The sequence below is a fragment of the Streptomyces sp. NPDC050548 genome, from assembly GCF_044457385.1.
Classification (GTDB): domain Bacteria; phylum Actinomycetota; class Actinomycetes; order Streptomycetales; family Streptomycetaceae; genus Streptomyces.
Map to the genome: position 1 here is coordinate 22,353 of NZ_JBITGV010000005.1, position 22,897 is coordinate 45,249.

Consider the following 22,897-nt stretch of genomic DNA (forward strand, 5'->3'; position numbering starts at 1 on the left):
CTTGTGCGCACGGGCCGGTCGGACCGGTCACGACGTGGGGGGCGGCCGTGGTGGGGGATGACGCCACCCACTGAACCGCATTGGTCTGTACCAGTCAAGGGTATAGACCAGTCAACCCCGCGTCCGGGCAGCCGGGTTGCGACCGGCCCATGCCGCGCAGACCGCGTCACCTGCGCAGAGTCGTCACCTCCAGACCCGGGGCACCGGCGATCTCCGCCTGCGTGAATCGCTCGGTGACCCACTGCTTGCGCGAGAACAGGCCGGTCTGGTCCGAGAAGTGGGGTGAGGTCGGGTTCGCGGACTGCCCGTAGGTCAGGAGGGTGTGGGCGCGAGGCCCGTCCGGGGTCAGTTCGACGGTCATGAGGAAACTGCTGCCGAAGGCGCCGGCGGTCGGGGTGCCGGTGCCCGAGTCGGGCCCTGCCTCCACGACGTCGAAACAGCCCACGTCACAGCCGGGCAGCGGAATGCCGTCCCACTTCTGTACGGCGCCGAGTTCGACGTCGACCGGGAGGTCACGGGCGGCGAACTCCTGGACGGCGTCGGCCAGGGCGTGCTGGACGCGCGGGTCGTCGCCGTTGAATCCCCTTGGTGTGGTGAGGGGTTGGGCGGGGTCGTAGGGGACGCGGCGCCAGGTGTCGGGCGGGCCGCCGTCGAGGAGGCGGTTGTAGAACGCGCTCCAGAGCACGATGCCCCGGCTGGTGGTGTCGGCGCGGGTGTCCCAGCGGGCGAGGGTCGCGCACGCCTGCGTCACGTCGACCTGTGTGCCGTCCGTGGCCGTCAGGCTCGGGTGGGCACGGCACATGGCGACGATGTCGTCGCGGCCCCTCTCGGCCGACAGGACACGGTTGCCGAACATGGACGCACCGAGGGTGTCCTCGGTGAAGCCCGGAGCGCCCAACCCGTCCGTTCCGTCCCGGCGTTGGGCGATCATGCTCAGCCCCAGCTGGGCCCGCCCGTCGAGGTGGGGATCGGTGTCGTACACGCCCGGGAGGCCGGTGATCGGCGCCTCCGGATTGACGTACCGGGGACCGTTGTTGGAGTTGGCGACATAGTCGCTGCGGACCAACTTCGGCTGGTGGGAGGGACCGTAGACGCCGGGCACGAGCGCGTCGGGGTCACTGCCCCAGGCACAGGCAGACGTCGAACCGTCCAGGGCCGTGGGCCCTTGGTCCACCGCGACGGTGCAGCGCTTCAGTTGCTCGTCGGTGAGGTGCGGGACGGCCGAGGAGTCGGTGAAGTACGTGCCGCCACTGGTGTCGGCCGCGAGGGTGTAGGTCCAGGGAACGCCCTGGAAGGTGTCCTGGGCGGCGCGGAGTTGACCGAGAGTGCGCGCCTTCCCCATGGCCAGCCAGGTGTTCATGGAGCGCAGGTTGTCGGCGTTGGCGTCGCGGATCGCGTAGGCGGTGGTCGTGGTCCAGCCGGACGACAGGACGGGGCCGAAGCGCGAGGTGTACAGCGTCCGTTCGACGGTCGACAGTCCACCGCCGGCGCCCCGTACGGTGACCGGAACCGTGCGGCGTTCCATCGGCACGACCCTGCCGTCGAGCAGATAGCTGGTCGGGTCGCCGGGCACCAGCTTGAGGGCGTAGAAGGAGCCGTGCTCGGCGTCGCTCGCGGTGTGCGTCCAGGCGAGGGTGCGGTTGTGGCCGATCTCCACCAGCGGGGTGCCGTAGAGGCCGGCGCCGGACACGTCCAGGGTGCCGGGGATCGTCAACTGCACTTGATAGAAGCGGAAGTTGCCCTCGGCCCAGGGCAGGTGCGGGTTGGCGAGCACCATCGCGTTGCCGGTGCGGGTGGCGTCCCGGCCGAGTGCCCAGCCGTTGCTGCCGACGTCGGCGGTGGCGAGGCCGAGACCGACGAGGCCGTTGCGGGAGGCGGTTGTTGTGGCCGTCGAGGGGGCGGAGGCGGTCGGGGGCCGTGCGTCGCCGATGTCCGGGGCCAACGGCACTGTCTCGGTCACCCTGTTGACGTCGTAGACGACATTCCACAGGTCGAGCGCGGTGATCGGCCGCACCCAGGGCTTGCCCTTGCAGCGTGCGTCAGGCAGTCGGTCCACTCCGGTGTCCCGGAGATAGCGGTTGTACCCGGCGGCGTATCCCTCGACCATCCGCCGCAGTTCCGTCGTCGGCCCCAACGGCGCCTTCTTGTCGAGCAGTTGGCGCACGGTCCCGGCGCGCAGCTGTCCGCCGTAGTAGGTGTCGCTCGCGAGGTTGGAGCCCGTACCGGAGTCTCCGTCGGGCCCGAAGAACCGGGACCGTTCACCCCTCAACGTCACTATCTGGTCGGCGAGTTCGCACACGTTGTCCTGCGCGAAGGCGTACCCGTAGCCGTAGCCGAGCCCGTCGAAGTCCTGGGCCAGGATGTGCGGTACGCCGTACTCGGTCCGGCTGATCCGGACCGTGTGCCCGCCGTCGGCGACCGTCGTGGCGGCGGACGCGGGGGCGGGCAGCAGGGCCATGGTGGCCGAGGTGAGACATAGCGCGGCCCCCAGGGCCGCCAACCTGCCTGATAACAAAGGTCTGTGACGCTTCGTCAGTTCTCCGGTTTCACGCATGCCCGTCACCCTGCTGTGCGAACGGCGGGGCGGCATCCCACCCTTGGCGGATTTCCGGACGGCCTGTCAGCCTCGGGATGTACACCTTGAGGCCGGGCACAGCACGGCGCCCCGGTCGGGCTGCTGCCTGACCGGGGCGCCGGGACTTACCGCTTACACCGTTCCAGTACTGCCTAGTACTGCTCGGTCTCCACGAACCGCGTGTCCGCGTCGTTGGTGGCAAAGGTGTCGACCGCGGCGGTCGGGTCGAATCCGGGCGGGCTGTCCTTCAGGCCCAGACCCAGACCGGCCAGCTTCGCCTTGACCTCGTCGATGGACTTCGCACCGAAGTTGCGGATGTCCATCAGGTCGGCCTCGGAACGCGCCAGCAGCTCGCCCACGGAGTGGACGCCCTCGCGCTTGAGGCAGTTGTAGGAGCGGACGGTGAGCTCCAGCTCCTCGATCGGCAGGGCGAGGTCGGCGGCCAGGGCGGCGTCCGTCGGGGACGGGCCCATGTCGATGCCCTCGGCGTCGATGTTCAGCTCGCGCGCGAGACCGAACAGCTCCACCAGGGTCTTGCCGGCCGACGCCATGGCGTCACGGGGACGCATCGCCTGCTTGGTCTCGACATCGACGATCAGCTTGTCGAAGTCGGTGCGCTGCTCAACACGCGTCGCCTCGACCTTGTACGTGACCTTCAGCACGGGGCTGTAGATGGAGTCGACCGGGATCCGGCCGATCTCCTGGCCCACCTGCTTGTTCTGGACGGCGGAGACATAGCCGCGACCGCGCTCGACGGTCAGCTCCATCTCCAGCTTGCCCTTGCCGTTGAGCGTGGCGAGAACGAGGTCGGGGTTGTGGACCTCGACACCGGCCGGGGGCGCGATGTCGGCGGCGGTGACCAGACCCGGGCCCTGCTTGCGCAGGTACATCACCACGGGCTCGTCCTGCTCACTGCTGACGACGAGCTGCTTGATGTTGAGGATCAGGTCGGTGACGTCCTCCTTGACGCCCGGCACGGTGGTGAACTCGTGCAGGACACCGTCGATACGGATGGACGTGACCGCCGCACCCGGGATCGAGGAGAGGAGCGTACGGCGGAGGGAGTTGCCGAGGGTGTAGCCGAAGCCCGGCTCCAGCGGCTCGATCACGAACCGGGAACGGAACTCGTCGACGACCTCTTCGGTCAGGGACGGACGCTGAGCAATGAGCACGGGGTGTTGCCTCCATTTTCGGCGCCCACTATTTGACGCCGTAGACCTCAAGAAGGATACGTCGACATCGCTTCAAACCTCGCCGGGGCTGCCCGGTAGGTGAGATGTCATCTGCGGGCCAACCGCACAACGGCCCTGGCAAGCAGAAAACCCCACGTGAAGTGGGGTCTCCGCTGGTGTCCGAGGGGGGACTTGAACCCCCACGCCCGATAAAGGGCACTAGCACCTCAAGCTAGCGCGTCTGCCATTCCGCCACCCGGACGAGGTGTCTGCCGCCCGACCGGGGGTGTTCCCCGCGGCGACATGGACAACAATACCAAGCTTTCGCAGTGCCTCTCACCTGCATATCCGCCCCCGCGGGACCAGCCCCGGGAGGCCTGCCACCTGCGGGGACTCCACCACGACGGGTGAACGAACCGCTACGGACACGCGCCGGATTCGGGCACTCGCCCGTCCAGCACCAGGGTCTGCGGCGCCCGTACGAGCGAGGCCGCCCCCGCCTCGTCCGGCGGAGCCAGAAATCGCCGTTCCGCCGCTCGACGGGCCTTCTCCGCCTGGCCCAGACACTCCTGCCCCTCGGACGTCAGTTCGACGATGTTCTTGCGGCGGTCCTGCGGACGGCGCAGCCGCACCACCAGACCGTGGTCCTCCAGCCCGTCGATCAGCGACACCATCGTGGTGCGGTCGACCCCGAGCCGTCCGGCGGCCTCGACCTGCGACAACGGCTCCCCCGCCGCGAGCACCACCAGTACGGCCGGCTCATGACCGTCCACACCGTGCGGGGCGAGCGCCTCGGCCGACGCCCTGGCCAGTTTCGCCTGGGCGTGCTCTCAGGGTGGACGCCGCTCGGCGCACTCGCCGCCCGGACGGAGCGGCCGCGGCTCGGCTCCTCGTCACCAGCAACCGCCTCCGGCCACCGGCCCTGCTCGGCAGGATGGCGTCCACCGTGGACGTGATCTCGGGCGGACGCCTCGCGCTCGGTCCGGGAGTCGGCGGGACGCATCAGCCGGCCGACGCCGGCGGGATCCCGGGTGCCAATCCGGCGATCGCGGAGTACGCGTCCTACGGCCTCTCGCTCGTCCCGCCGGGTGAGGGCGTCGAGCGGCTCGCGGAGACCGTCGCGATCCTGAAGGGGATGTGGACCCGGGACGTCCTCGGCTTCGAGGGCCGCCACTATCGGCTCCGGGGTACGCACTGGGAACCCAAGCCCGTGCAACGGCCCGGTCCCCCGCTGCTCATCGGCGGCTGGGGCACCCGGCTGGTGCGGCTGGTGCGGCTGGTGCGGCTGGTGCGGCTGGTGGCCGAGCATGCCGACGTATGGAACGTTCCAGGGCCGTCGCACAACACCGCCGAGCACGTCGCCGAGCGCCGAGCGCGCCCGCGTCCTCGACGTGCACTGCGCCGAGCTGGGCCGCGACCCGGCCGGGATCACGCGTTCGGTGCGGGTCCTGGTGTCGTACGACGAGCCGACGAGATCATCACCGGGCGGCACTCGACGGACGCGAGTGCCGCCCGGCCGGAGATCACCGCGTGAACCGGCGAGGGTCGGTCACGGCATGAACCGATGTCCGCCGGTCATGGCATGAGCTGGTACTCCGGGAAGTTGCCCGGCAGCCGCTCCCCCAACGGTCCGTGCGTCACCGCCCGGACGAGGAGTTCGCCGCCGACGAAGGCGCCGCGCCAGGAGGCGCCGAACCCGCCGAACAGCTCGTCGCGGTCACCACGTGAACGCGGCCGGCCGTGCCCGACCTTGAACGCCCTTATCTGCGGGGCCAGTCGGTCGTAGGTCGCCCGGTCGTCGGTGGAGAGGGTGGCGACCAGCGCACCGTTGGACGCGTTCATCGCGGCCAGCAGCTCCGCCTCCGTGTCGACCAGGACGATGGTGTCGACCGGTCCGAACGGCTCCGCGTGGTGCAGCGGGGACGACGGTGGCGGGTTGAGGAGGGTGACGGGGCGGACGTACGCCGAAGTGTCCTGCCCCGGCAGGAAGTTGACCTCGGAGAGCTTGCCGCGGTGCAGCGGTACGGCGCCGCGGTCGATCGCCTCGGCCACCTGGTCGTGGAGTTCCTTGGCCTTGGCCGCGGTGATCACCGGGCCGAAGTCCAGTTCGGGGTAGGGGTCTTCGGCGTGCTGGACGGCAAGTGGGTGGCCGACGCGCAGAGTTCGGACCGCGGGGAGGTAAGCGGTGAGGAACTCGTCGAACAGCTCGCGCTGGACGACGAAGCGCGGATACGCGGTGCAGCGCTGCTTGCCATAGTCGAAGAGTTTGGGGACGACGGCGGTGAGGGTGTCCCAGTCCGTGTGGTTCCAGATGCCCCAGGTGTTGAGTCCTTCCTGCTCCAAGACGTGCCGTTTGCCGAGGTCGGCGACGGCCGTGGCCACCGCCGCCCCGGTGTCGCGCCCGCCGACGAAGGAGACACAGCCGATCTCGGGCGCCCGGACCAGCGCCTCCGACAGTTCGCCGCCGCTGCCGCTGACGAGGGTGACGGGGATGCCCTCGCGTGCGGCGAGCGCGCAGGCCAGGGTGAGGCAGGCGACGCCGCCGTCGGTCGGGGTCTTGGCGATGACCGCGTTGCCCGCCAGCGCCTGGACCAGCATGGCGTGGACGAGCACGCTCATCGGGTAGTTCCAGCTAGCGATGTTCGACACCGGACCGTCCAGCGGGGTGCGGCCGGCGAGCATCGGTTCGATGCCGTCGACGTACCAGCGCACACCGTCGATGGACCGGTCCACGTCGGCCTGCGCGAGCCGCCAGGGCTTGCCGATCTCCCAGACCAGCAGCAGCGCGAGGAGTTCGCGGTGCTCGGTGAGGGCGTCGAGCGTGGCGGCGACGCGGGCGCGCCGTTCATCGAGCGGGACGTGCCGCCAGGCCCGGTGCTGGTCGAGGGAGGCGCGTACGGCCTGGTGGGCGGTGGACCGGTCCAGGCGGGGCGGTCCTGCGATGGGGCTGCCGTCGACGGGGGTGGTGACGGGCAGGACCCGGCCGTCCCGCTGCCAGGCGGCGTTCCAGAGGTTGAGGACACGGTCGTCCTGGAACGCCTCGGGCGCTACGGCGAGACAACGCCGCCAGGCGTCGCTCCAGGACGTACCGGTCTTGAGGGTTGATGCCATGCTTCTGCTCCGCTCTCGGTGCACAGTCGGGGCGGGGTGAGGCAGGAACGGTCCTACAGATGGAGCTAGTTGCGCTCCAGTTGGTCCAGCACCAGCCGGGCGGTCTCCGTCGGCGTACGCCCGACCCTGACTCCTACGGCCTCCAGCGCCTCCTTCTTCGCCGCCGCCGTGCCGGAGGAGCCGGACACGATGGCGCCGGCGTGGCCCATCGTCCTGCCCTCGGGCGCGGTGAAACCGGCGATGTAGCCGACGACCGGCTTGGTGACGTGGCCGCGGATGTACGCGGCCGCCCGCTCCTCCGCGTCGCCGCCGATCTCCCCGATGAGCACGACGAGTTCGGTGTCGGGGTCGTCCTGGAACGCGGCGAGGCAGTCGATGTGGCTCGTGCCGACGACGGGGTCGCCGCCGATGCCGACGCAGGTGGAGAAGCCGATGTCCCGGAGTTCGTACATGAGTTGGTAGGTGAGTGTGCCGGACTTGGAGACCAGGCCGATGCGGCCCGGCTTGGTGATGTCGGCGGGGATGATGCCCGCGTTCGCCTGGCCGGGAGTGATCAGGCCGGGGCAGTTGGGGCCGATGATCCGGGTGCCCTTCGACCTGGCGTGGGCCGTGAAGGCGACCGAGTCGTGGACGGGGATGCCCTCCGTGATGACGACGGCGAGGCCGATGCCCGCGTCGGCGGCCTCGACAACGGCGGCCTTGGCGAAGGCGGGTGGCACGAACACGACGGTGACATCGGCTCCCGTCGACCGCATACCGTCGGCGACCGCCCCGAAGACGGGAACGGCACGGTCGTCGAAGTCGACGGTGCGGCCCGCCTTGCGCGGGTTGACGCCGCCGACGATGTTCGTGCCGGCGGCGAGCATCCGGCGGGTGTGCTTCATACCCTCGCCACCGGTCATGCCCTGGACGAGGACCTTGCTCTCCTTGGTGAGGTAGATCGCCATGTCCCTGCTCCTCAGCGTGCGTTGGCGAGGTCGGCGGCGCGGCGGGCGGCGCCGTCCATGGTGGTGGCCTGCTGGACCAGTGGATGCGCGTGCCCGTCGAGAATCGCCCGACCCCTGGCCGCGTTGTTTCCGTCGAGCCGGACGACCAGCGGCTTGGTCAACCGGACGGTGTCCAGGGCCCGCACGATGCCGTCGGCCACCGCGTCGCATGCGGTGATCCCGCCGAAGACGTTGACGAAGACCGACTTCACGGCCGGGTCGGAGAGGATGACGGACAGCCCGTCGGCCATGATCTGGGCGGACGCCCCGCCGCCGATGTCGAGGAAGTTGGCGGGGCGGGCACCGCAGCCGGCGACGACGTCGAGCGTCGACATGACCAGGCCGGCGCCGTTGCCGATGATGCCGACCTCGCCGTCGAGCTTGACGTAGTTGAGTCCCTTCGCGGCTGCCTCCGCCTCCAGCGGATCGTCGTGCGCCGCACCGTCTGCTCCCCAACGGGCCTGCCGGAAGCGGGCGTTGTCGTCGAGGGTGACCTTGCCGTCGAGGGCGAGGATCTGTCCCTGTCGGGTGCGCACGAGGGGGTTGACCTCGACGAGGACGGCGTCCTCGCGGACCAGCACCTCCCAGAGTCGTACAAGGACGTCGACGGTCTGCGGCGGCAGCCCGGCGGCCTCGGCGATCTCGGCCGCTTTCGCCGAGGTGACGCCCTCGGCCGGGTCGATGTGCATACGGGCGACCGCATCCGGTCGACGGGCGGCGACCTCCTCGATCTCCATACCGCCCTCCGCAGAGGCGATCGAGAGGAAGCGGCCCGCCGCGCGGTCGAGGACGTAGGAGACGTAGAACTCGCTCTCGATGTCGACGGGTTGGGCCAGCATCACCGTGCCGACCGTGTGCCCCTTGATGTCCATGCCGAGGATCTGCCGTGCGGTCAGCTCGGCGGCGGCCGGGTCGGCGGCGAACTTCACCCCGCCCGCTTTACCCCGTCCACCGGTCTTCACCTGGGCTTTCACCACCACCCGGCCGCCCAGCCCGCGGGCGATCCCGCGTGCCTCCTTGGACGAGGTGGCGACCTCGGCCCGGGGCACCAAGATGCCGTGTTCCTCGAAGAGTTCCCTTGCCTGGTGCTCGTACAGGTCCATCTCGGCTCCCTCTCGGCTCCCACTTAAAAGTGCCGCACGCCCCCTGGACACCACCCACCGGATGCGGGATAACAAGCTTCATACAGTATTCGTCGACTGTATGCAATGTACCGCGAGAGCTTCCCAACCCCCTACGAAGGGACAGGACTTCGCCATGCCCGACGACACCCAGGACGTGATTTCCGGTGGTCATCTCGTCGCCAAAGCCCTGAAGGCCGAGGGGGTCGACCGCATCTACACGCTGTGCGGCGGCCACATCATCGACATCTACGACGGCTGTGTCGACGAGGGCATAGAAGTCGTCGACGTACGCCACGAGCAGGTGGCAGCCCACGCGGCGGACGGCTACGCACGCATCACCGGCAGGCCCGGGTGCGCGGTCGTCACCGCGGGCCCCGGTACGACCGACGCCGTGACCGGTGTCGCCAACGCCTTCCGCGCGGAGTCCCCGATGCTGCTCATCGGCGGCCAAGGAGCCCTCACCCAGCACAAGATGGGGTCCCTCCAGGACCTGCCGCACGTCGACATGATGACGCCGATCACCAAGTTCGCGGCCACCGTGCCGGACACGGCGCGCGCCGCCGACATGGTGTCGATGGCGTTCCGCGAGTGCTACCACGGCGCGCCCGGCCCCTCCTTCCTGGAGATCCCTCGCGACGTCCTCGACGCGAAGGTGCCGGTGAGCAAGGCACGGGTACCGCAGCCCGGCGCCTACCGCGCCTCGACCCGCTCGGCGGGCAACCCCGAGGCGATCGAGAAGCTCGCCGACCTGCTGGTCCACGCCGAGAAGCCGGCGATCCTGTTGGGCAGTCAGGTGTGGACAACTCGCGGCACCGAGGCGGCCATCGACCTCGTCCGCACCCTCGACATCCCCGCCTACATGAACGGCGCGGGACGCGGCACCCTCCCGCCCGGCGACCCGCACCACTTCCAGCTCTCGCGCCGGTACGCCTTCTCCCACGCCGACGTCATCGTCATCGTCGGCACGCCCTTCGACTTCCGCATGGGCTACGGCAAGCGCCTCTCCCTCGACGCGACCGTCGTGCAGATCGACCTCGACTACCGCACCGTCGGCAAGAACCGCGACATCGACCTCGGCATCGTCGGCGACGCGGGGCTCGTCCTGAAGTCGGCCACCGAGGCCGCCTCCGGTCGCCTCAACGGCGGTGCGTCCAGGCGGAAGGAGTGGCTCGACGAGGTGCGCGCCGTCGAACAGGCCGCGATCGAGAAGCGGTTGCCCAGCCTGAAGTCCGACGCCTCACCGATCCACCCGTACCGCCTGGTCAGCGAGATCAACGACTTCCTCACCGAGGACTCCATCTACATCGGCGACGGCGGCGACATCGTCACCTTCTCCGGGCAGGTCGTGCAGCCCAAGTCGCCCGGCCACTGGATGGATCCTGGCCCGCTGGGCACGCTCGGCGTCGGCGTCCCCTTCGTCCTCGCGGCGAAGCAGGCACGGCCGGACAAGGAGGTCGTCGCGCTGTTCGGGGACGGCGCGTTCTCCCTCACCGGCTGGGACTTCGAGACCCTCGTCCGCTACGACCTCCCCTTCGTCGGCATCGTCGGCAACAACTCCTCGATGAACCAGATCCGTTACGGCCAGGCCGCCAAGTACGGCCTGGAGCGCGAACGCGTCGGCAACACCCTCGGCGACGTCCACTACGACAAGTTCGCCCAGATGCTGGGCGGTTACGGCGAGGAGGTCCGCGACCCCGCCGACATCGCACCCGCGCTGCAACGCGCCCGCGAGTCGGGCAAGCCGTCGCTGATCAACGTCTGGGTCGACCCGGACGCGTACGCCCCCGGAACCATGAACCAGACGATGTACAAGTGAGGTGAACGGCCATGACCGCCAGGGCACTTGAGGGCATCCGCGTCCTCGACATGACGCACGTCCAGTCCGGCCCCTCCGCCACCCAACTCCTTGCCTGGCTCGGCGCCGACGTCGTCAAGCTGGAGGCACCGACCGGCGACATCACGCGCAAGCAGCTGCGCGACCTGCCGGACGTCGACTCCCTCTACTTCACGATGCTCAACTGCAACAAGCGGAGCATCACCCTCAACACCAAGACCGAGCGCGGCAAGGAGATCCTCACCGAGCTGATCCGGCGGTCCGACGTCATGGTCGAGAACTTCGGGCCGGGCGCGGTCGACCGTATGGGGTTCACCTGGGATCGCATACAGGAGATCAATCCGCGCATTGTGTATGCGTCCATCAAGGGGTTCGGGGACGGTCCGTACACCAACTTCAAGGCGTACGAGGTTGTCGCGCAGGCCATGGGCGGGTCGATGTCGACCACCGGCTTCGAGGACGGACCGCCGCTGGCGACGGGCGCTCAGATCGGTGACTCCGGCACGGGAGTGCATACAGTAGCCGGGATACTGGCGGCACTCTTCCAGCGGGAGAGCACCGGCCGAGGCCAGCGCGTCAATGTCGCCATGCAGCACGCCGTGCTGAACCTGTGCCGGGTGAAGCTGCGCGACCAGCAGCGTCTCGCCCACGGCCCGCTCGCCGAGTACCCGAACGAGGACTTCGGCGAGGAGGTGCCCCGCTCGGGCAACGCGTCCGGCGGTGGCCAGCCCGGCTGGGCGGTGAAGTGCGCGCCGGGTGGCCCCAACGACTACGTGTACGTCATCGTGCAGCCCGTCGGCTGGCGGCCGCTCACCGAGCTCATCGGCCGGCCCGAGCTGGCCGAGGACCCCGAGTGGGCGACGCCGGAGGCCCGGTTGCCGCAGCTGGCCAAGATGTTCCAGCTGATCGAGGAGTGGTCCGCCACGCTGCCCAAGTGGGAGGTGCTGGAGCAGCTCAACGCCCACAACATCCCGTGCGGGCCGATCCTGTCGACCAGGGAGATCATCGAGGACGAGTCGCTGGTGGCCAACGAGATGGTCGTGACGGTGCCGCACCCCGAGCGCGGTGAGTTCGTCACCGTCGGCAGCCCGCTGAAACTCTCCGACTCCCCCGTGGACGTGACCAGTTCACCGCTGCTCGGCGAGCACAACGAAGAGGTCTACATCGGCGAACTCGGTCTCGGCGACGAAGAGTTGCGCCTGCTCAAGTCGAACGGGGTGATCTGACGTGATGGCAGAGGACCGGGTCCTGAAGGTGCGGGCACTCCTCGACTCCGTGCGAGCCGAGGGGCGGTACGCGCTCACCGCACCCGAGGGCAAGGTGATCGCCGACGCGTACGGGATCGCCGTACCGGGCGAGGAGTTGGCGACGGACGTCGAGGAGGCCGTGGCATACGCGGCACGGTTCGGCGGGCCCGTCGTGATGAAGATCGTCTCGCCCGACATCCTGCACAAGACCGACGCGGGCGGTGTGATCGTCGGGGTCGAGGGCGCGGCGGACGTACGGGCCGCGTTCCACAGGATCGTCGACAACGCGCGTGCATACAGCGCCGACGCCCGCATCGAGGGCGTCCAGGTCCAGGAGTTGCTGCCGCAGGGGCAGGAGGTCATCGTCGGGGCGGTCACCGATCCGACGTTCGGGAAAGTGGTCGCGTTCGGGCTCGGCGGAGTGCTGGTCGAGGTGCTGAAGGACGTGACGTTCCGGCTGGCGCCGGTGAGCGCGGACGAGGCGCTGTCCATGCTGGACTCGATCCGGGCGGCGGAGATCCTGCGCGGGGTGCGCGGCGCACCGGCGGTCGACCGGTGGGCGATCGCCGAGCAGATCCGCCGGGTGTCCCAACTGGTCGCGGACTTCCCGGAGATCGCCGAGGTGGACCTCAATCCGGTGATCGCGACTCCGGAGGGCGCGGTCGCGGCGGACATCCGTGTCATCCTCGCCGAGTCGCTGCCGGTGCCCCGTCGACGGTATACACGCGACGAGATCCTGACGACCATGCGCCGTCTCATGGAGCCGACCTCGGTCGCCGTGATCGGCGCCTCGAACGAGCAGGGCAAGATCGGCAATTCGGTGATGCGCAATCTCGTCGACGGCGGTTTCGCCGGCGAGATCCACCCGGTGAACCCCCGGGCCGATGACATCCTCGGCCGCAAGGCGTACAAGAGTGTCACGGACGTTCCCGGTGAGGTGGATGTGGCCGTCTTCGCCATTCCCGCCAAATTCGTGGCAGCGGCACTGGAGGAGGTGGGTCGCAAGAACATCCCCAACGCCGTCCTCATCCCTTCCGGGTTCGCGGAGACCGGCGAGGTCCGACTCCAGGAGGAGATAGTCGAGATCGCCGAACGCCACGGCATCCGGCTGCTCGGACCGAACATCTACGGCTACTACTCGACCTGGCAGGACCTGTGCGCCACGTTCTGCACGCCGTACGACGTGAAGGGCGGGGTGGCGCTGACCTCGCAGTCCGGTGGCATCGGCATGGCCATCCTGGGGTTCGCGCGGACCACGAAGACGGGGGTGTCGGCGATCGTCGGGCTCGGCAACAAGTCGGACCTCGACGAGGACGACCTGCTGACCTGGTTCGGCGAGGACCCGCACACCGAGTGCATCGCGATGCACCTGGAGGACCTCAAGGACGGGCGGGCGTTCGTCGAGGCGGCCCGAAAGACCGTGCCCCGCAAGCCGGTTGTGGTCCTCAAGGCAGGTCGTACGGCGGCGGGTGCGAAGGCCGCGGGCTCGCACACCGGCGCGCTGGCCGGCGACGACGCCGTGTACACGGACGTCCTGAAGCAGGCCGGTGTCATCCGGGCCCCCGGGCTCAACGACATGCTGGAGTACGCGCGCGGACTGCCCGTGCTGCCAACTCCCAAGGGTGACAACGTAGTTATCATCACGGGTGCCGGCGGCAGTGGTGTGCTGCTCTCGGACGCGGTCACGGACAACGGCCTTTCCCTGATGGAGATTCCGCCCGATCTCGACGCGTCCTTCCGGGAGTTCATCCCACCCTTCGGGGCCGCGGGCAACCCGGTGGACATCACCGGAGGCGAGCCGCCGTCGACGTACGAGGCGACGATCCGGCTCGGCCTGGAGGATCCGCGCATCCACGCGCTGGTCCTCGGCTACTGGCACACCATCGTCACTCCCCCGATGGTCTTCGCGGAGCTGACCGCCCGCGTGGTCGCCGAGTTCAAGGAACGCGGCATCGAGAAGCCGGTGGTGGCGTCGCTCGCGGGTGACGTGGAGGTCGAGGAGGCCTGCCAGTACCTGTACGAGCGCGGGGTGGTGGCGTACCCGTACACGACGGAGAAGCCGGTGGCCGTGCTCGGCGCGAAGTACCAATGGGCGCGTGCGGCAGGGCTGTTGGGCGGTGGTTCATGACGTGAGCCGACGCGGGGCCGGCCGACAGTGCGGTCGGCCGGCCCCGGGGACCCGTGCGCACACGAAAGGCATTGGACAGGGGGCGCTGGCCAGAACTTTCGACGCAAGGGGCACTGAGCGATGGCAACAACGGACTACCCAATGTCCGTCTCCTACCGGGAGGTGACGGACCGTCACGGCCGCGTGTACCGCATCGGTGAATCCGATGTCGACATCATGGGCCGTACCCGCAAGTGGATGGTCGTCCTGCCCTGGGTGGGCATGATGGGCATCAGTTCCGCCGAGTACGCGTTCACGTCGGCGGAGGACACGCTCCACGACGCGCACCTGTGGAGCAGTGGGCACATCTTCTGGCTGATGGGCGTCTGGGTGTTCTTCCAGGCGGCCGTGGCCTTCCCGGCCGGGCAGCTGCGGGAGAGCGGCAGACTGCCCGCCCGTACGGCCATGTTGATCGGCGCGCTCGGCACGCTGCTGGGCTATCTGGCGCTGGCGTTCGCGCCGAACGTGCTCGTCGCGTACCTGGGATTCGGTATGTGCAGCGGGATCGGCGCCGGTCTTGTGTATGCGACCTGCGTGAACATGGTCGGCAAGTGGTATCCGGAGCGCAAGGGCGGCAAGACGGGCTTCGTCAACGGCGGATTCGCCTACGGGTCCGTGCCGTTCGTGTTCCTGTTCACCTCGGTGCTGGACCTGGGCAACTACAAGGTGCTGCTCAGCCTGGTCGGTGTCGGGCTGTGTCTGGTGGTGGCGTCGGCCGGCTGGTTCTTCCGTGATCCGCCGAAGAACTGGTGGCCCGCGCACGTCGATCCGCTGAAGGCGGCCCAAGACCCCAGGATCCGGCGCGCGTTGGAGAAGAACCCGCCGGCGATCAAGCAGTACACCCCGAAGGAGGCCGCCCGTACTCCCGTGCTCTGGATGATGTGGTTCTGTCTGCTGTGCACGGCCGGCATCAACATCTTCGGCATCGCCTTCCAGGTGCCGTTCGGCAAGGACATGGGCTTCGCGGGCGGGATCGTGGCCACGGCGATGTCCCTGAAGGCGATCGTCAACGGCACCGGGCGCGGGGTCATCGGCTGGATCTCCGACCGTTTCGGCCGCCGCCACACGCTGATCATCGTGTGTCTCGTGCTCGGCACCGCGCAGTTCGGTGTGCTGGTCTCGGGCCAGATGGGCAGCATGCCGTTCTTCCTGTTCTGCTCCATGGTCTCGGGTTTCGGCGGCGGGGCGATCTTCCCGCTGTTCGCGGCCATGACGGCCGACTACTTCGGTGAGAACAACAACGCCAGCAACTACGGGATGGTCTACAGCTCGAAGCTGATCTCGGGGCTCGTCGGCTCCGGTCTGGGCGCGGTCGTCGTCGGTGAGTGGGACTACCACGGCGCGTTCGTGCTGGCCGGTTCGGTGGGCCTGGCCTCCGCGGTGCTGGCGCTCTTCCTCAAGGCTCCGGGCCGGCCCAGCGCCCGGCGCATCGTGCCCAACCCGCACCCGCTCGGCGAGGAGATGGCGTGACATGACCGCAGATCCCATCACCACGAACGAATCCGGCGCCGCGAACCGTCCCTACCGTGAAGTGACCGACGCCAACGGCCGCGTCTACCGTGTCGGCGAGACCGACCGTGACATCCTCGGCCACTCCCGCAAGATCATGATCTACCTCCCCTGGGTCGCCATGATGGCGATCAGTGTCTTCGAGTACGCGTACGGCTCGGCGGAGGACACCCTGTCCAGCGCGCACGGCTGGACGCAGAGCAACACCTTCTGGATCCTGAGCGTCTGGGTCTTCTTCCAGGCCGGCATCGCCTTCCCCGCGGGCTGGCTGCGGGAGAAGGGCATCCTCACGGCCCGCAAGGCGATGTACGCCGGCTCGGTGCTGTGCGTGATCGGTTTCCTCGCGCTGTCGCACCTGGACAACGTGTGGCTGGCGATCATCGGCTTCGGTGTGATCGGCGGTGTCGGCGCCGGTCTGGTCTACGCGACCTGTATCAACATGGTCGGCAAGTGGTTCCCCGAACGGCGGGGCGCCCGCACCGGGTTCGTCAACGGCGGCTTCGCGTACGGTTCGCTGCCGTTCATCTTCATCTTCAACTACGCCTTCGACACCGGGAATTACCACCGGGTGCTGGATCTGATCGGGTGTTACATCCTGATCGTGGTGTTCGGGTGCGCGTTCTTCTTCAAGGACCCGCCGAAGAACTGGTGGCCCGCCGACATCGACCCGCTGACCTACGGCGGCAACGACAAGAGCGCGACGAGCCTCGCCAAGAACCCGCCCGCCGTACGGCAGTTCACTCCCAAGGAAGCCATCCGCACCGGCATGCTGCCGTTGATGTGGCTGTCGATCGTGCTGACCGCCGGGGTGTCTATCTTCGGGATCTCCTTCCAGGTCGACTTCGCGAAGGACGTGGGTTTCGGCCCGCTGGTGGCGGCCTCGTCGATGGGCGTCATGGCCGTCATCAACGGCGTCGGCCGCGCGGTGGTGGGCTGGCTGTCCGACCTGTGGGGCCGCAAACTCACTCTGGTCTTCGTCATCGTCGTCCTGGGCCTCGCCCAGTTCGGTGTGATCTGGGCCGGTCATCTGCGCAGCGAGTGGCTGTTCCTGTTCTTCGCGTTCCTGTCCGGTTTCGGCGGCGGCGCGTTCTATCCGATGTTCGCGGCCCTGACCCCGGACTACTTCGGCGAGAACTTCAACGCCACCAACTACGGCCTGGTGTACAGCGGAAAGCTCATCAGCGGCCTGTTCGGCGGCGGCCTCGGCTCCATGGTGGTCGCGGCCTGGGGCTACAACGGGGCGTACGCACTGGCCGGCGGCGTCTCGATGGTGGCGGCGGCGATCGCGTTGCTGCTCCGCCAACCGGGGCGCGGGGACAGGGAGTTGACTCCCGTTCCCCAACCACAGCCCGCGACCTGACAGTTGGCCCCACAGCACCGGCGCCGACCTGCGTACCCGGAACCGCCCGATGGCCCTCCCCGACACGGGAGGGCCATCGCCCGGCTCAAGCGGCTCAGGACTTCTCGCGCTCGTGGTACGACCGCCGGGTGTGCTCGGTGTGTTCCCGCATCAGCAGACTGGCGCGCAGCTCGTCACGGGCCGCGATCGCGTCGATCAGGTGACGGTGCTCGATCCAGGACGTCAGCCCGCGCTGCCGGGCCACCGGTGTGTAGTACCAGCGGACCCGGCGGTCGACCTGTGCGGCGAGTTCGGCGAGGACGGCGTTGCCGGCCAGTTCCATGATCTTGGCGTGGAAGCGGGCGTTCATGGCGACGGCGGCGTCCACGTCGTCGGCGTCGACGGCCCGCTCGCCCTCCGCGCACAGCTCCTTGAGGGCGGCGATGCCGGCGCTCCCCGCGTTGGCGGCGGCGAGGCGGGCTGCCTCGGCCTCCAACAGGGTGCGTACGGTGAGGAGTTGGTCGGCCTCCTCCTCCGTCGGCTCGTGCACGAACGCGCCCTGGGCGGGCCGCAGATCGACCCAACCCTCGGTGTTGAGCCGCTGCAGCGCCTCTCGCACGGGCTGCCGGGACACCCCGAGGTGCCCGGCGAGTTCGCTCTCGACGAGATGCTGGCCGGGCTGCAGGGCGCGCGTGGTGATGAGTTCGAGCAGCGCCTCGTAGACACGGTCGCGCAGCGGGCCCGGGCGTTCCAGCTTGGGCACCGCCCCCTGCGGCAGTCCTTGCGACAACATCGCGGTCCCCCTCCTGGGCAACATCGGCATTTTGCAGACAGTAGCCAGCAGACAGTGGCCGTACGCGGCCGTACGACCAAGTATCGATTGTCTATCGTCTACAGTCTACGGCGCACAGTAGCCAGAGGGTGCGGGAGTCGACCTCGTCACATCCAAGGTCACACCTGAGCGTGTGTGCAGGTCACGGGCACCGTACGACCTGACCGGCGTACGACAGGTTCCCGCCGAAGCCGAACAGCAGGACCGGATCGCCGGCGCGGACGGCACCCTGTTCGACGAGCTTCGAGAAGGCGAGGGGGATGCTGGCGGCGGAAGTGTTGCCCGATTGGATGACATCGCGGGCGACGACCGCGTTGACGGCGCCGATCTTCTCGGCAAGGGGCTCGATGATGCGCAGGTTCGCCTGATGGAGGACGACGCCGGCGAGGTCGGCGGGGGTCAGGCCGGCCTTCTCGCAGGCCTTGCGGGCGATGGGCGGGAGTTGGGTGGTGGCCCAGCGGTAGACGCTCTGGCCCTCCTGCGCGAACCGCGGGGGCGTGCCCTCGATCCGTACCGCGTGGCCCATCTCGGGCACGGATCCCCACAGGACCGGTCCGATGCCGGGCTCGTCGGCGGCCTCGACGACCGCGGCGCCCGCTCCGTCCCCGACGAGGACACAGGTCGTACGGTCGGTCCAGTCGGTGACCTCGGACATCTTGTCGGCGCCGATGACCAGGGCCCGTACGGCCGCTCCCGCGCGGACGGCGTGGTCGGCGGTGGCCAGGGCGTGGGTGAAACCGGCGCACACGACGTTGACGTCCATGGCGGCGGGCGAGGGGATGCCGAGGCGGGCGGCGACGCGGGCGGCCATGTTCGGGGAGCGGTCGATGGCCGTGGAGGTGGCGACCAGGACCAGGTCGATGTCCCCGGGCGTCAGGCCGGCCGCGGCCAGCGCCTTGGCGGCGGCGTGCGCGGCCAGCTCGTCGACGGGTTCGTCGGGTCCGGCGATGTGGCGGGTCTTGATGCCGACCCGGGAGGTGATCCACTCGTGGCTGGTGTCGACCATGCCCGCCAGGTCCTCGTTGGTGAGTACCTTGGCGGGCTGGTAGTGGCCGACGGCGGCGATCCGCGTGCCGTTCATTGGGTGGTCCCCCTCGTTGCCTTGGGTAGCGGGATCCACCAGTCTTGCCAGTGACTCGCGGGTACGACGGCAGGTGATGCCACAGGAAACTGCCGTCCGGGTTGTCGGCTTCTGTCATCCGTCCTGTGGTCGACGGTATGCACCGAACATTCAGCCGGTGAACAGCTGCTTCGCCTTGAGGATCAGTTCGTAGAGGCCGTAGACGAGGGGTGCGCCGACCCAGAGCCAGGCGAAGGCGATCAGCGGTCGTCGGTCAGGCGGGCTCTGACTGCTGTCGTTCGACATCTGCGGCCTCCCTCTGGGCGGGGATGTGGTGGCGGGCGTCGACGGGACGGACGAGTTCGTTGGCGACGAACCCGATGACGAGCAGCCCGATCATGATGATGAAGGAGGTGTCGTAGAGGGAGGCGCCGTGTTTGCCGGCGTCCTTCTGGTGGTCGGCGATCCAGTTCACGATCAGCGGTCCGAGGACACCGGCGAGGGACCAGGCGGTGAGGAGCCGGCCATGGATCGCGCCGACCTGGTAGCTCCCGAAGAGGTCCTTCAGGTACGCGGGTACGGTCGCGAAGCCTCCGCCGTAGAACGAGAGGATGACCAGCGCGCACAGGATGAACAGCGGCTTCGAGGAGTCGCCGAACAGGGCGATGAGCGCGTACATGATGGCGCCGACGCCCAGGTAGACGCGGTAGATGTTCTTGCGTCCGATCAGGTCGGAGGTCGAGGACCAGCCGATGCGGCCCGCCATGTTGGCGGCGGAGAGCAGTGCGACGAAGCCCGCGGCGGCCGACACCGAGACCGGTGTGGAGGTGTCCGCGAAGAAGTCCGTGATCATCGGGGCGGCCTTCTCCAGGATGCCGATGCCCGCGGTCACGTTCATGCACAGGACGACCCACAGGCACCAGAACTGCGGGGTGCGGACAGCGCTGTTGGCGGAGACCTGCACGCCGGTGAGGGCGGGGGCGCCCGCTGCCTTCGCCGGGTCCTGGGAGCCCTCGGTGCGCGGCACCCGTACGAGCAGTACCCCGAGTGTCATGAAGACCGCATACGAAAGCCCGAGTACGAGGAACGTCTGCGCGATGCCGGTGTTGTCGGAGCCGAACGACTTCAGCATCTGGGCGGACCACGGGGAGGCGATGAGCGCGCCGCCGCCGAAGCCCATGATGGCGATGCCGGTGGCCATGCCGGGCCGGTCCGGGAACCACTTGATCAGGGTTGAGACCGGGGAGATGTAGCCGATGCCGAGGCCGATGCCGCCGACGAAGCCGTAGCCGAGGACGATCAGCCAGAACTGCTTCGTCTCCGCGCCGAGCGCGGAGATCAGGAAGCCGGAGGAGAAGCAGATCAGGGCGACGGCCATCGCCCAGCGCGGCCCGTTGCGTTCGACGAGGGTGCCGCCGAACGCGGCCGAGAGGCCGAGCATGACGATGGCGAGCTGGAAGGGCAGCGCGCTCTGCGTGCCGCTGAGGTCGAGTGAGGATTCGAGCGGCGGCTTGAAGACGCTCCAGGCGTAGGCCTGGCCGATGGAGAGGTGCACCGAGAGGGCGGCGGGGGGAACCAGCCAGCGGCTCCACGCCGGGGGTGCTACTGGGGGACTCATGATCCCGGACGGTAGGGAGTGACAGGGGAGTTGAGAAGGCGGCGCGTCGACCGTGTGCGATGAGCGGTATGCAGAATGCGCCGAACGGTCGCCGCCGGAACGGCAGTTGACGCAACAGCCGCTGTCCGAACCCTTGCCGATCCTCGACTCCATACTGTAGACAATATTTCGTCGACACTGTTTGGCTGCCGTCCACACTGGCCGGAAGACAGCCACGACAGCCACGACAGCCACCTCCGCGGTACTCCCTCGACCGAACGGAGAGCCCCAGTGAAAGTCGCAGTCCTCGGCGCCGGTGCGATCGGCGCCTATGTCGGCGCCGCGCTCCACCGTGCGGGCGCCGATGTGCATCTCGTCGCCCGTGGACCGCATCTCGCGGCCATGAGGCAGCACGGCGTCCAAGTCCTCAGCCCGCGCGGCGACTTCACCGCCCGCGTCCATGCCACCGACGACCCGGCGGAGATCGGCCAGGTCGACTTCGTCCTCCTCGGCCTGAAGGCCAACTCGTACGCGGCGTGCGGGCCGCTGATCGAGCCCCTGCTGCACGACACCACGGCGGTGGTCGCGGCCCAGAACGGCATCCCCTGGTGGTACTTCCACGCGCACGGCGGCCCCTACGACGGGCAGCGCATCGAGAGTGTGGACCCGGGCGGAGCGGTCAGTGCGGTGCTCGCGCCCCAGCGGGCCGTCGGCTGTGTCGTCTACGCGGCAACGGAGCTCGCGGGCCCGGGAGTTGTACGCCATCTCGAAGGCACCCGGTTCTCGATCGGGGAGCCCGACCGGAGCGTCTCGGCGCGCTGTCTCGCTCTGAGCGAGGCCATGCGGGCCGGCGGGTTGAAGTGCCCGGTCGAGCGGGAGTTGCGCAACGACATCTGGCTCAAGCTGCTCGGCAACATCTCGTTCAACCCGATCAGCGCGCTGGCCCGGGCCACCATGCGGCAGATGTGTCTGCACGGCGGCACCCGCAGGGTCATCGAGATCATGATGACCGAGACGCTCTCGGTCGCCGAGGCGCTGGGCTGCGAGGTCGGTGTCTCCATCGAGCGGCGGCTCGCGGGCGCGGAACGCGTCGGTGACCACCGCACCTCCACGCTCCAGGACCTGGAGCGCGGCAAGCCGCTCGAACTCGACGTACTGCTCGCGGCCGTCGTCGAGTTGGCGGAGATCACCGGCGTGGAGGTGCCCACCCTGCGCACCGTGCACGCCATCTCGGACCTGCTCGCGCTGCAGAGCGCCGCGTGAGGAGGAGCGGGCGGGCCGCCGGCTCACTCGGCACGTGCAGGACAATGAGAGCGTGAGGGTCACCTCGCCGCACGACAACCGGGTGGCCTGCGGCGACTTTCGCAGCAAGGGCCGTTACGGCCACCAGCACGTACAGACACGTACAGAACCGGGGCTGATCAGGACATGGGACGAGTCACGGAACGACGCAAGGTGATCCGGATCCGCGACGGCGCGGTCTACAGCCGTCCGGACACGCTCGTCGCCGAGGAACCCCTGGAGATCCGGCTCAACGGCAAACCCCTCGCCATCACCATGCGGACGCCCGGCGACGACTTCGCGCTCGCGGCCGGGTTCCTGGTCAGCGAGGGTGTACTGGCGAATGCATACGATCTGCGGAACATCGTCTACTGCGCGGGGGCGACGGTCGACGGGACGAACACATACAACGTCGTCGACGTGCGCACCGCCCCGGACGTGGTGATCCCGGACATCACGCTGGAGCGGAACGTGTATACGACGTCGTCGTGCGGTCTGTGCGGCAAGGCGAGCCTGGACGCGGTCCGTACGACGACCCGCTGGCCGATCGCCGACACTCCCCCGGTCCGTGTCGAACCCGCGCTGCTCGCGAGCCTCCCCGACCGGCTGCGCGCGGCCCAGCGGGTCTTCGACCGGACCGGGGGTCTGCACGCGGCGGCCCTGTTCAGCGAGGAGGGCGAGCTGCTGGACGTACGGGAGGACGTGGGCCGGCACAACGCGGTCGACAAGCTGGTCGGCCGTGCCCTGCAGAACGGGGACCTGCCGCTGTCCCGGGTGATCCTGCTCGTCTCGGGCCGGGCCTCGTTCGAGCTGGCGCAGAAGGCCGTGATGGCCGGGATCCCGGTGCTGGCGGCGGTGTCGGCGCCCTCGTCGCTGGCCGTGGACCTGGCGGCGGAGACGGGTCTGACCCTGGTGGGCTTTCTGCGGGGCAGCAACATGAACGTGTACGCGGGCGAGGACCGCATCGCCCTGACGGCCGCGGCCACCCAGGGTTGACGCCCTCGTCCCGCGGCACGGCGGCGGGGCCCCGGTCGGCGGGGAGCGCCCCCTGCGCCGCAGGGGC

General features: G+C 69.1%; 18 protein-coding genes, 1 tRNA gene and 1 pseudogene. 9 read left to right on the top strand and 11 right to left on the bottom strand.

What is annotated here, in order from left to right:
* Positions 1–166 precede the first annotated feature (166 nt).
* The 4 genes from ACIBJH_RS15765 to ACIBJH_RS15780 all read right to left on the bottom strand — a co-directional run bounded on the left by ACIBJH_RS15765 (position 167) and on the right by ACIBJH_RS15780 (position 4,520).
* Positions 167–2,458, bottom strand: coding sequence for a penicillin acylase family protein (locus ACIBJH_RS15765; protein ID WP_399117400.1), 2,292 nt, complete (start codon positions 2,456–2,458; stop codon positions 167–169).
* Between the two features lie 269 nt (positions 2,459–2,727).
* Entirely contained in the window at positions 2,728–3,747 is a 1,020-nt protein-coding gene (locus ACIBJH_RS15770) for a DNA-directed RNA polymerase subunit alpha (protein ID WP_019073061.1), read from the bottom strand.
* Between the two features lie 174 nt (positions 3,748–3,921).
* Positions 3,922–4,009, bottom strand: a tRNA-Leu gene (locus ACIBJH_RS15775).
* Positions 4,010–4,166: 157 nt separating this feature from the next.
* Complete coding sequence (locus ACIBJH_RS15780) at positions 4,167–4,520, bottom strand: MarR family winged helix-turn-helix transcriptional regulator (protein WP_399117401.1); 354 nt, start codon at positions 4,518–4,520, stop codon at positions 4,167–4,169.
* Positions 4,521–4,582: 62 nt separating this feature from the next.
* Between ACIBJH_RS15780 and ACIBJH_RS15785 the strand changes: the two genes are divergently transcribed.
* Entirely contained in the window at positions 4,583–5,281 is a 699-nt protein-coding gene (locus ACIBJH_RS15785) for an LLM class flavin-dependent oxidoreductase (RefSeq protein WP_399117402.1), read from the top strand.
* 41 nt (positions 5,282–5,322) lie between these two features.
* Here the strand turns inward: ACIBJH_RS15785 and ACIBJH_RS15790 are convergent, their stop codons facing one another.
* From ACIBJH_RS15790 to sucC, 3 genes are all read right to left on the bottom strand, one after another.
* Positions 5,323–6,858, bottom strand: coding sequence for an aldehyde dehydrogenase family protein (locus tag ACIBJH_RS15790; RefSeq protein ID WP_399117403.1), 1,536 nt, complete (start codon positions 6,856–6,858; stop codon positions 5,323–5,325).
* A 65-nt stretch (positions 6,859–6,923) separates the two neighbouring features.
* Positions 6,924–7,805 (bottom strand): succinate--CoA ligase subunit alpha, encoded by an 882-nt coding sequence (gene sucD, locus ACIBJH_RS15795; RefSeq protein ID WP_399117404.1) that lies wholly within the window; start codon positions 7,803–7,805, stop codon positions 6,924–6,926.
* Between the two features lie 11 nt (positions 7,806–7,816).
* Positions 7,817–8,947, bottom strand: coding sequence for an ADP-forming succinate--CoA ligase subunit beta (sucC, locus tag ACIBJH_RS15800; RefSeq protein ID WP_399117405.1), 1,131 nt, complete (start codon positions 8,945–8,947; stop codon positions 7,817–7,819).
* 154 nt (positions 8,948–9,101) lie between these two features.
* Between sucC and ACIBJH_RS15805 the strand changes: the two genes are divergently transcribed.
* From ACIBJH_RS15805 to ACIBJH_RS15825, 5 genes are all read left to right on the top strand, one after another.
* Positions 9,102–10,784, top strand: coding sequence for a thiamine pyrophosphate-binding protein (locus ACIBJH_RS15805; RefSeq protein WP_399117407.1), 1,683 nt, complete (start codon positions 9,102–9,104; stop codon positions 10,782–10,784).
* An 11-nt stretch (positions 10,785–10,795) separates the two neighbouring features.
* Entirely contained in the window at positions 10,796–12,028 is a 1,233-nt protein-coding gene (gene frc / locus ACIBJH_RS15810) for a formyl-CoA transferase (RefSeq protein WP_399117409.1), read from the top strand.
* A 4-nt stretch (positions 12,029–12,032) separates the two neighbouring features.
* Entirely contained in the window at positions 12,033–14,177 is a 2,145-nt protein-coding gene (locus ACIBJH_RS15815; RefSeq protein WP_399117411.1) for an acetate--CoA ligase family protein, read from the top strand.
* 120 nt (positions 14,178–14,297) lie between these two features.
* Positions 14,298–15,686 carry an OFA family MFS transporter gene (locus ACIBJH_RS15820; protein ID WP_399117412.1) on the top strand — a complete coding sequence of 463 codons (1,389 nt, stop codon included), beginning with the start codon at positions 14,298–14,300 and terminating at the stop codon, positions 15,684–15,686.
* A 1-nt stretch (position 15,687) separates the two neighbouring features.
* Complete coding sequence (locus tag ACIBJH_RS15825) at positions 15,688–17,085, top strand: OFA family MFS transporter (protein WP_399117413.1); 1,398 nt, start codon at positions 15,688–15,690, stop codon at positions 17,083–17,085.
* Between the two features lie 94 nt (positions 17,086–17,179).
* Here ACIBJH_RS15825 and ACIBJH_RS15830 read toward each other — a convergent pair whose 3' ends face one another.
* From ACIBJH_RS15830 to ACIBJH_RS15845, 4 genes are all read right to left on the bottom strand, one after another.
* Positions 17,180–17,857 carry a GntR family transcriptional regulator gene (locus ACIBJH_RS15830; RefSeq protein ID WP_399117414.1) on the bottom strand — a complete coding sequence of 226 codons (678 nt, stop codon included), beginning with the start codon at positions 17,855–17,857 and terminating at the stop codon, positions 17,180–17,182.
* Positions 17,858–18,038: 181 nt separating this feature from the next.
* Positions 18,039–18,977, bottom strand: coding sequence for a beta-ketoacyl-ACP synthase III (locus tag ACIBJH_RS15835; protein ID WP_399117415.1), 939 nt, complete (start codon positions 18,975–18,977; stop codon positions 18,039–18,041).
* A 150-nt stretch (positions 18,978–19,127) separates the two neighbouring features.
* Positions 19,128–19,262 carry a hypothetical protein gene (locus tag ACIBJH_RS15840; RefSeq protein WP_019073074.1) on the bottom strand — a complete coding sequence of 45 codons (135 nt, stop codon included), beginning with the start codon at positions 19,260–19,262 and terminating at the stop codon, positions 19,128–19,130.
* Positions 19,231–20,574: an OFA family MFS transporter gene (locus tag ACIBJH_RS15845; protein WP_399117416.1), complete on the bottom strand. Its 1,344-nt coding sequence runs from the start codon at positions 20,572–20,574 to the stop codon at positions 19,231–19,233. The genes ACIBJH_RS15840 and ACIBJH_RS15845 overlap by 32 nt, the downstream gene beginning before the upstream one ends.
* Positions 20,575–20,844: 270 nt before the next feature.
* Between ACIBJH_RS15845 and ACIBJH_RS15850 the strand changes: the two genes are divergently transcribed.
* The 3 genes and pseudogenes from ACIBJH_RS15850 (at position 20,845) to fdhD (ending at position 22,830) form a co-directional block, all read left to right on the top strand.
* A complete protein-coding gene (locus ACIBJH_RS15850; RefSeq protein WP_399117417.1) occupies positions 20,845–21,816 on the top strand; it encodes a 2-dehydropantoate 2-reductase in 972 nt (323 codons plus the stop codon).
* A 13-nt stretch (positions 21,817–21,829) separates the two neighbouring features.
* A pseudogene (locus tag ACIBJH_RS15855) lies at positions 21,830–22,012 on the top strand (hypothetical protein); the annotation flags it as partial.
* Entirely contained in the window at positions 21,982–22,830 is an 849-nt protein-coding gene (fdhD, locus tag ACIBJH_RS15860) for a formate dehydrogenase accessory sulfurtransferase FdhD (RefSeq protein WP_399117419.1), read from the top strand. The pseudogene ACIBJH_RS15855 and the gene fdhD, both read left to right, overlap by 31 nt.
* The last annotated feature ends 67 nt before the right edge of the window (positions 22,831–22,897 follow it).

Bases quoted from the DNA above. Each gene is read 5' to 3' on its own strand.
- ACIBJH_RS15765 (WP_399117400.1), bottom strand. From the start codon at position 2,458: ATGGCCCTGCTGCCCGCCCCCGCGTCCGCCGCCACGACGGTCGCCGAC.
- ACIBJH_RS15790 (WP_399117403.1), bottom strand. From the start codon at position 6,858: ATGGCATCAACCCTCAAGACCGGTACGTCCTGGAGCGACGCCTGGCGG.
- sucD (WP_399117404.1), bottom strand. From the start codon at position 7,805: ATGGCGATCTACCTCACCAAGGAGAGCAAGGTCCTCGTCCAGGGCATG.
- sucC (WP_399117405.1), bottom strand. From the start codon at position 8,947: ATGGACCTGTACGAGCACCAGGCAAGGGAACTCTTCGAGGAACACGGC.
- ACIBJH_RS15805 (WP_399117407.1), top strand. From the start codon at position 9,102: ATGCCCGACGACACCCAGGACGTGATTTCCGGTGGTCATCTCGTCGCC.
- frc (WP_399117409.1), top strand. From the start codon at position 10,796: ATGACCGCCAGGGCACTTGAGGGCATCCGCGTCCTCGACATGACGCAC.
- ACIBJH_RS15815 (WP_399117411.1), top strand. From the start codon at position 12,033: ATGGCAGAGGACCGGGTCCTGAAGGTGCGGGCACTCCTCGACTCCGTG.
- ACIBJH_RS15820 (WP_399117412.1), top strand. From the start codon at position 14,298: ATGGCAACAACGGACTACCCAATGTCCGTCTCCTACCGGGAGGTGACG.
- ACIBJH_RS15825 (WP_399117413.1), top strand. From the start codon at position 15,688: ATGACCGCAGATCCCATCACCACGAACGAATCCGGCGCCGCGAACCGT.
- ACIBJH_RS15830 (WP_399117414.1), bottom strand. From the start codon at position 17,857: ATGTTGTCGCAAGGACTGCCGCAGGGGGCGGTGCCCAAGCTGGAACGC.
- ACIBJH_RS15835 (WP_399117415.1), bottom strand. From the start codon at position 18,977: ATGAACGGCACGCGGATCGCCGCCGTCGGCCACTACCAGCCCGCCAAG.
- ACIBJH_RS15840 (WP_019073074.1), bottom strand. From the start codon at position 19,262: ATGTCGAACGACAGCAGTCAGAGCCCGCCTGACCGACGACCGCTGATC.
- ACIBJH_RS15845 (WP_399117416.1), bottom strand. From the start codon at position 20,574: ATGAGTCCCCCAGTAGCACCCCCGGCGTGGAGCCGCTGGCTGGTTCCC.
- fdhD (WP_399117419.1), top strand. From the start codon at position 21,982: ATGGGACGAGTCACGGAACGACGCAAGGTGATCCGGATCCGCGACGGC.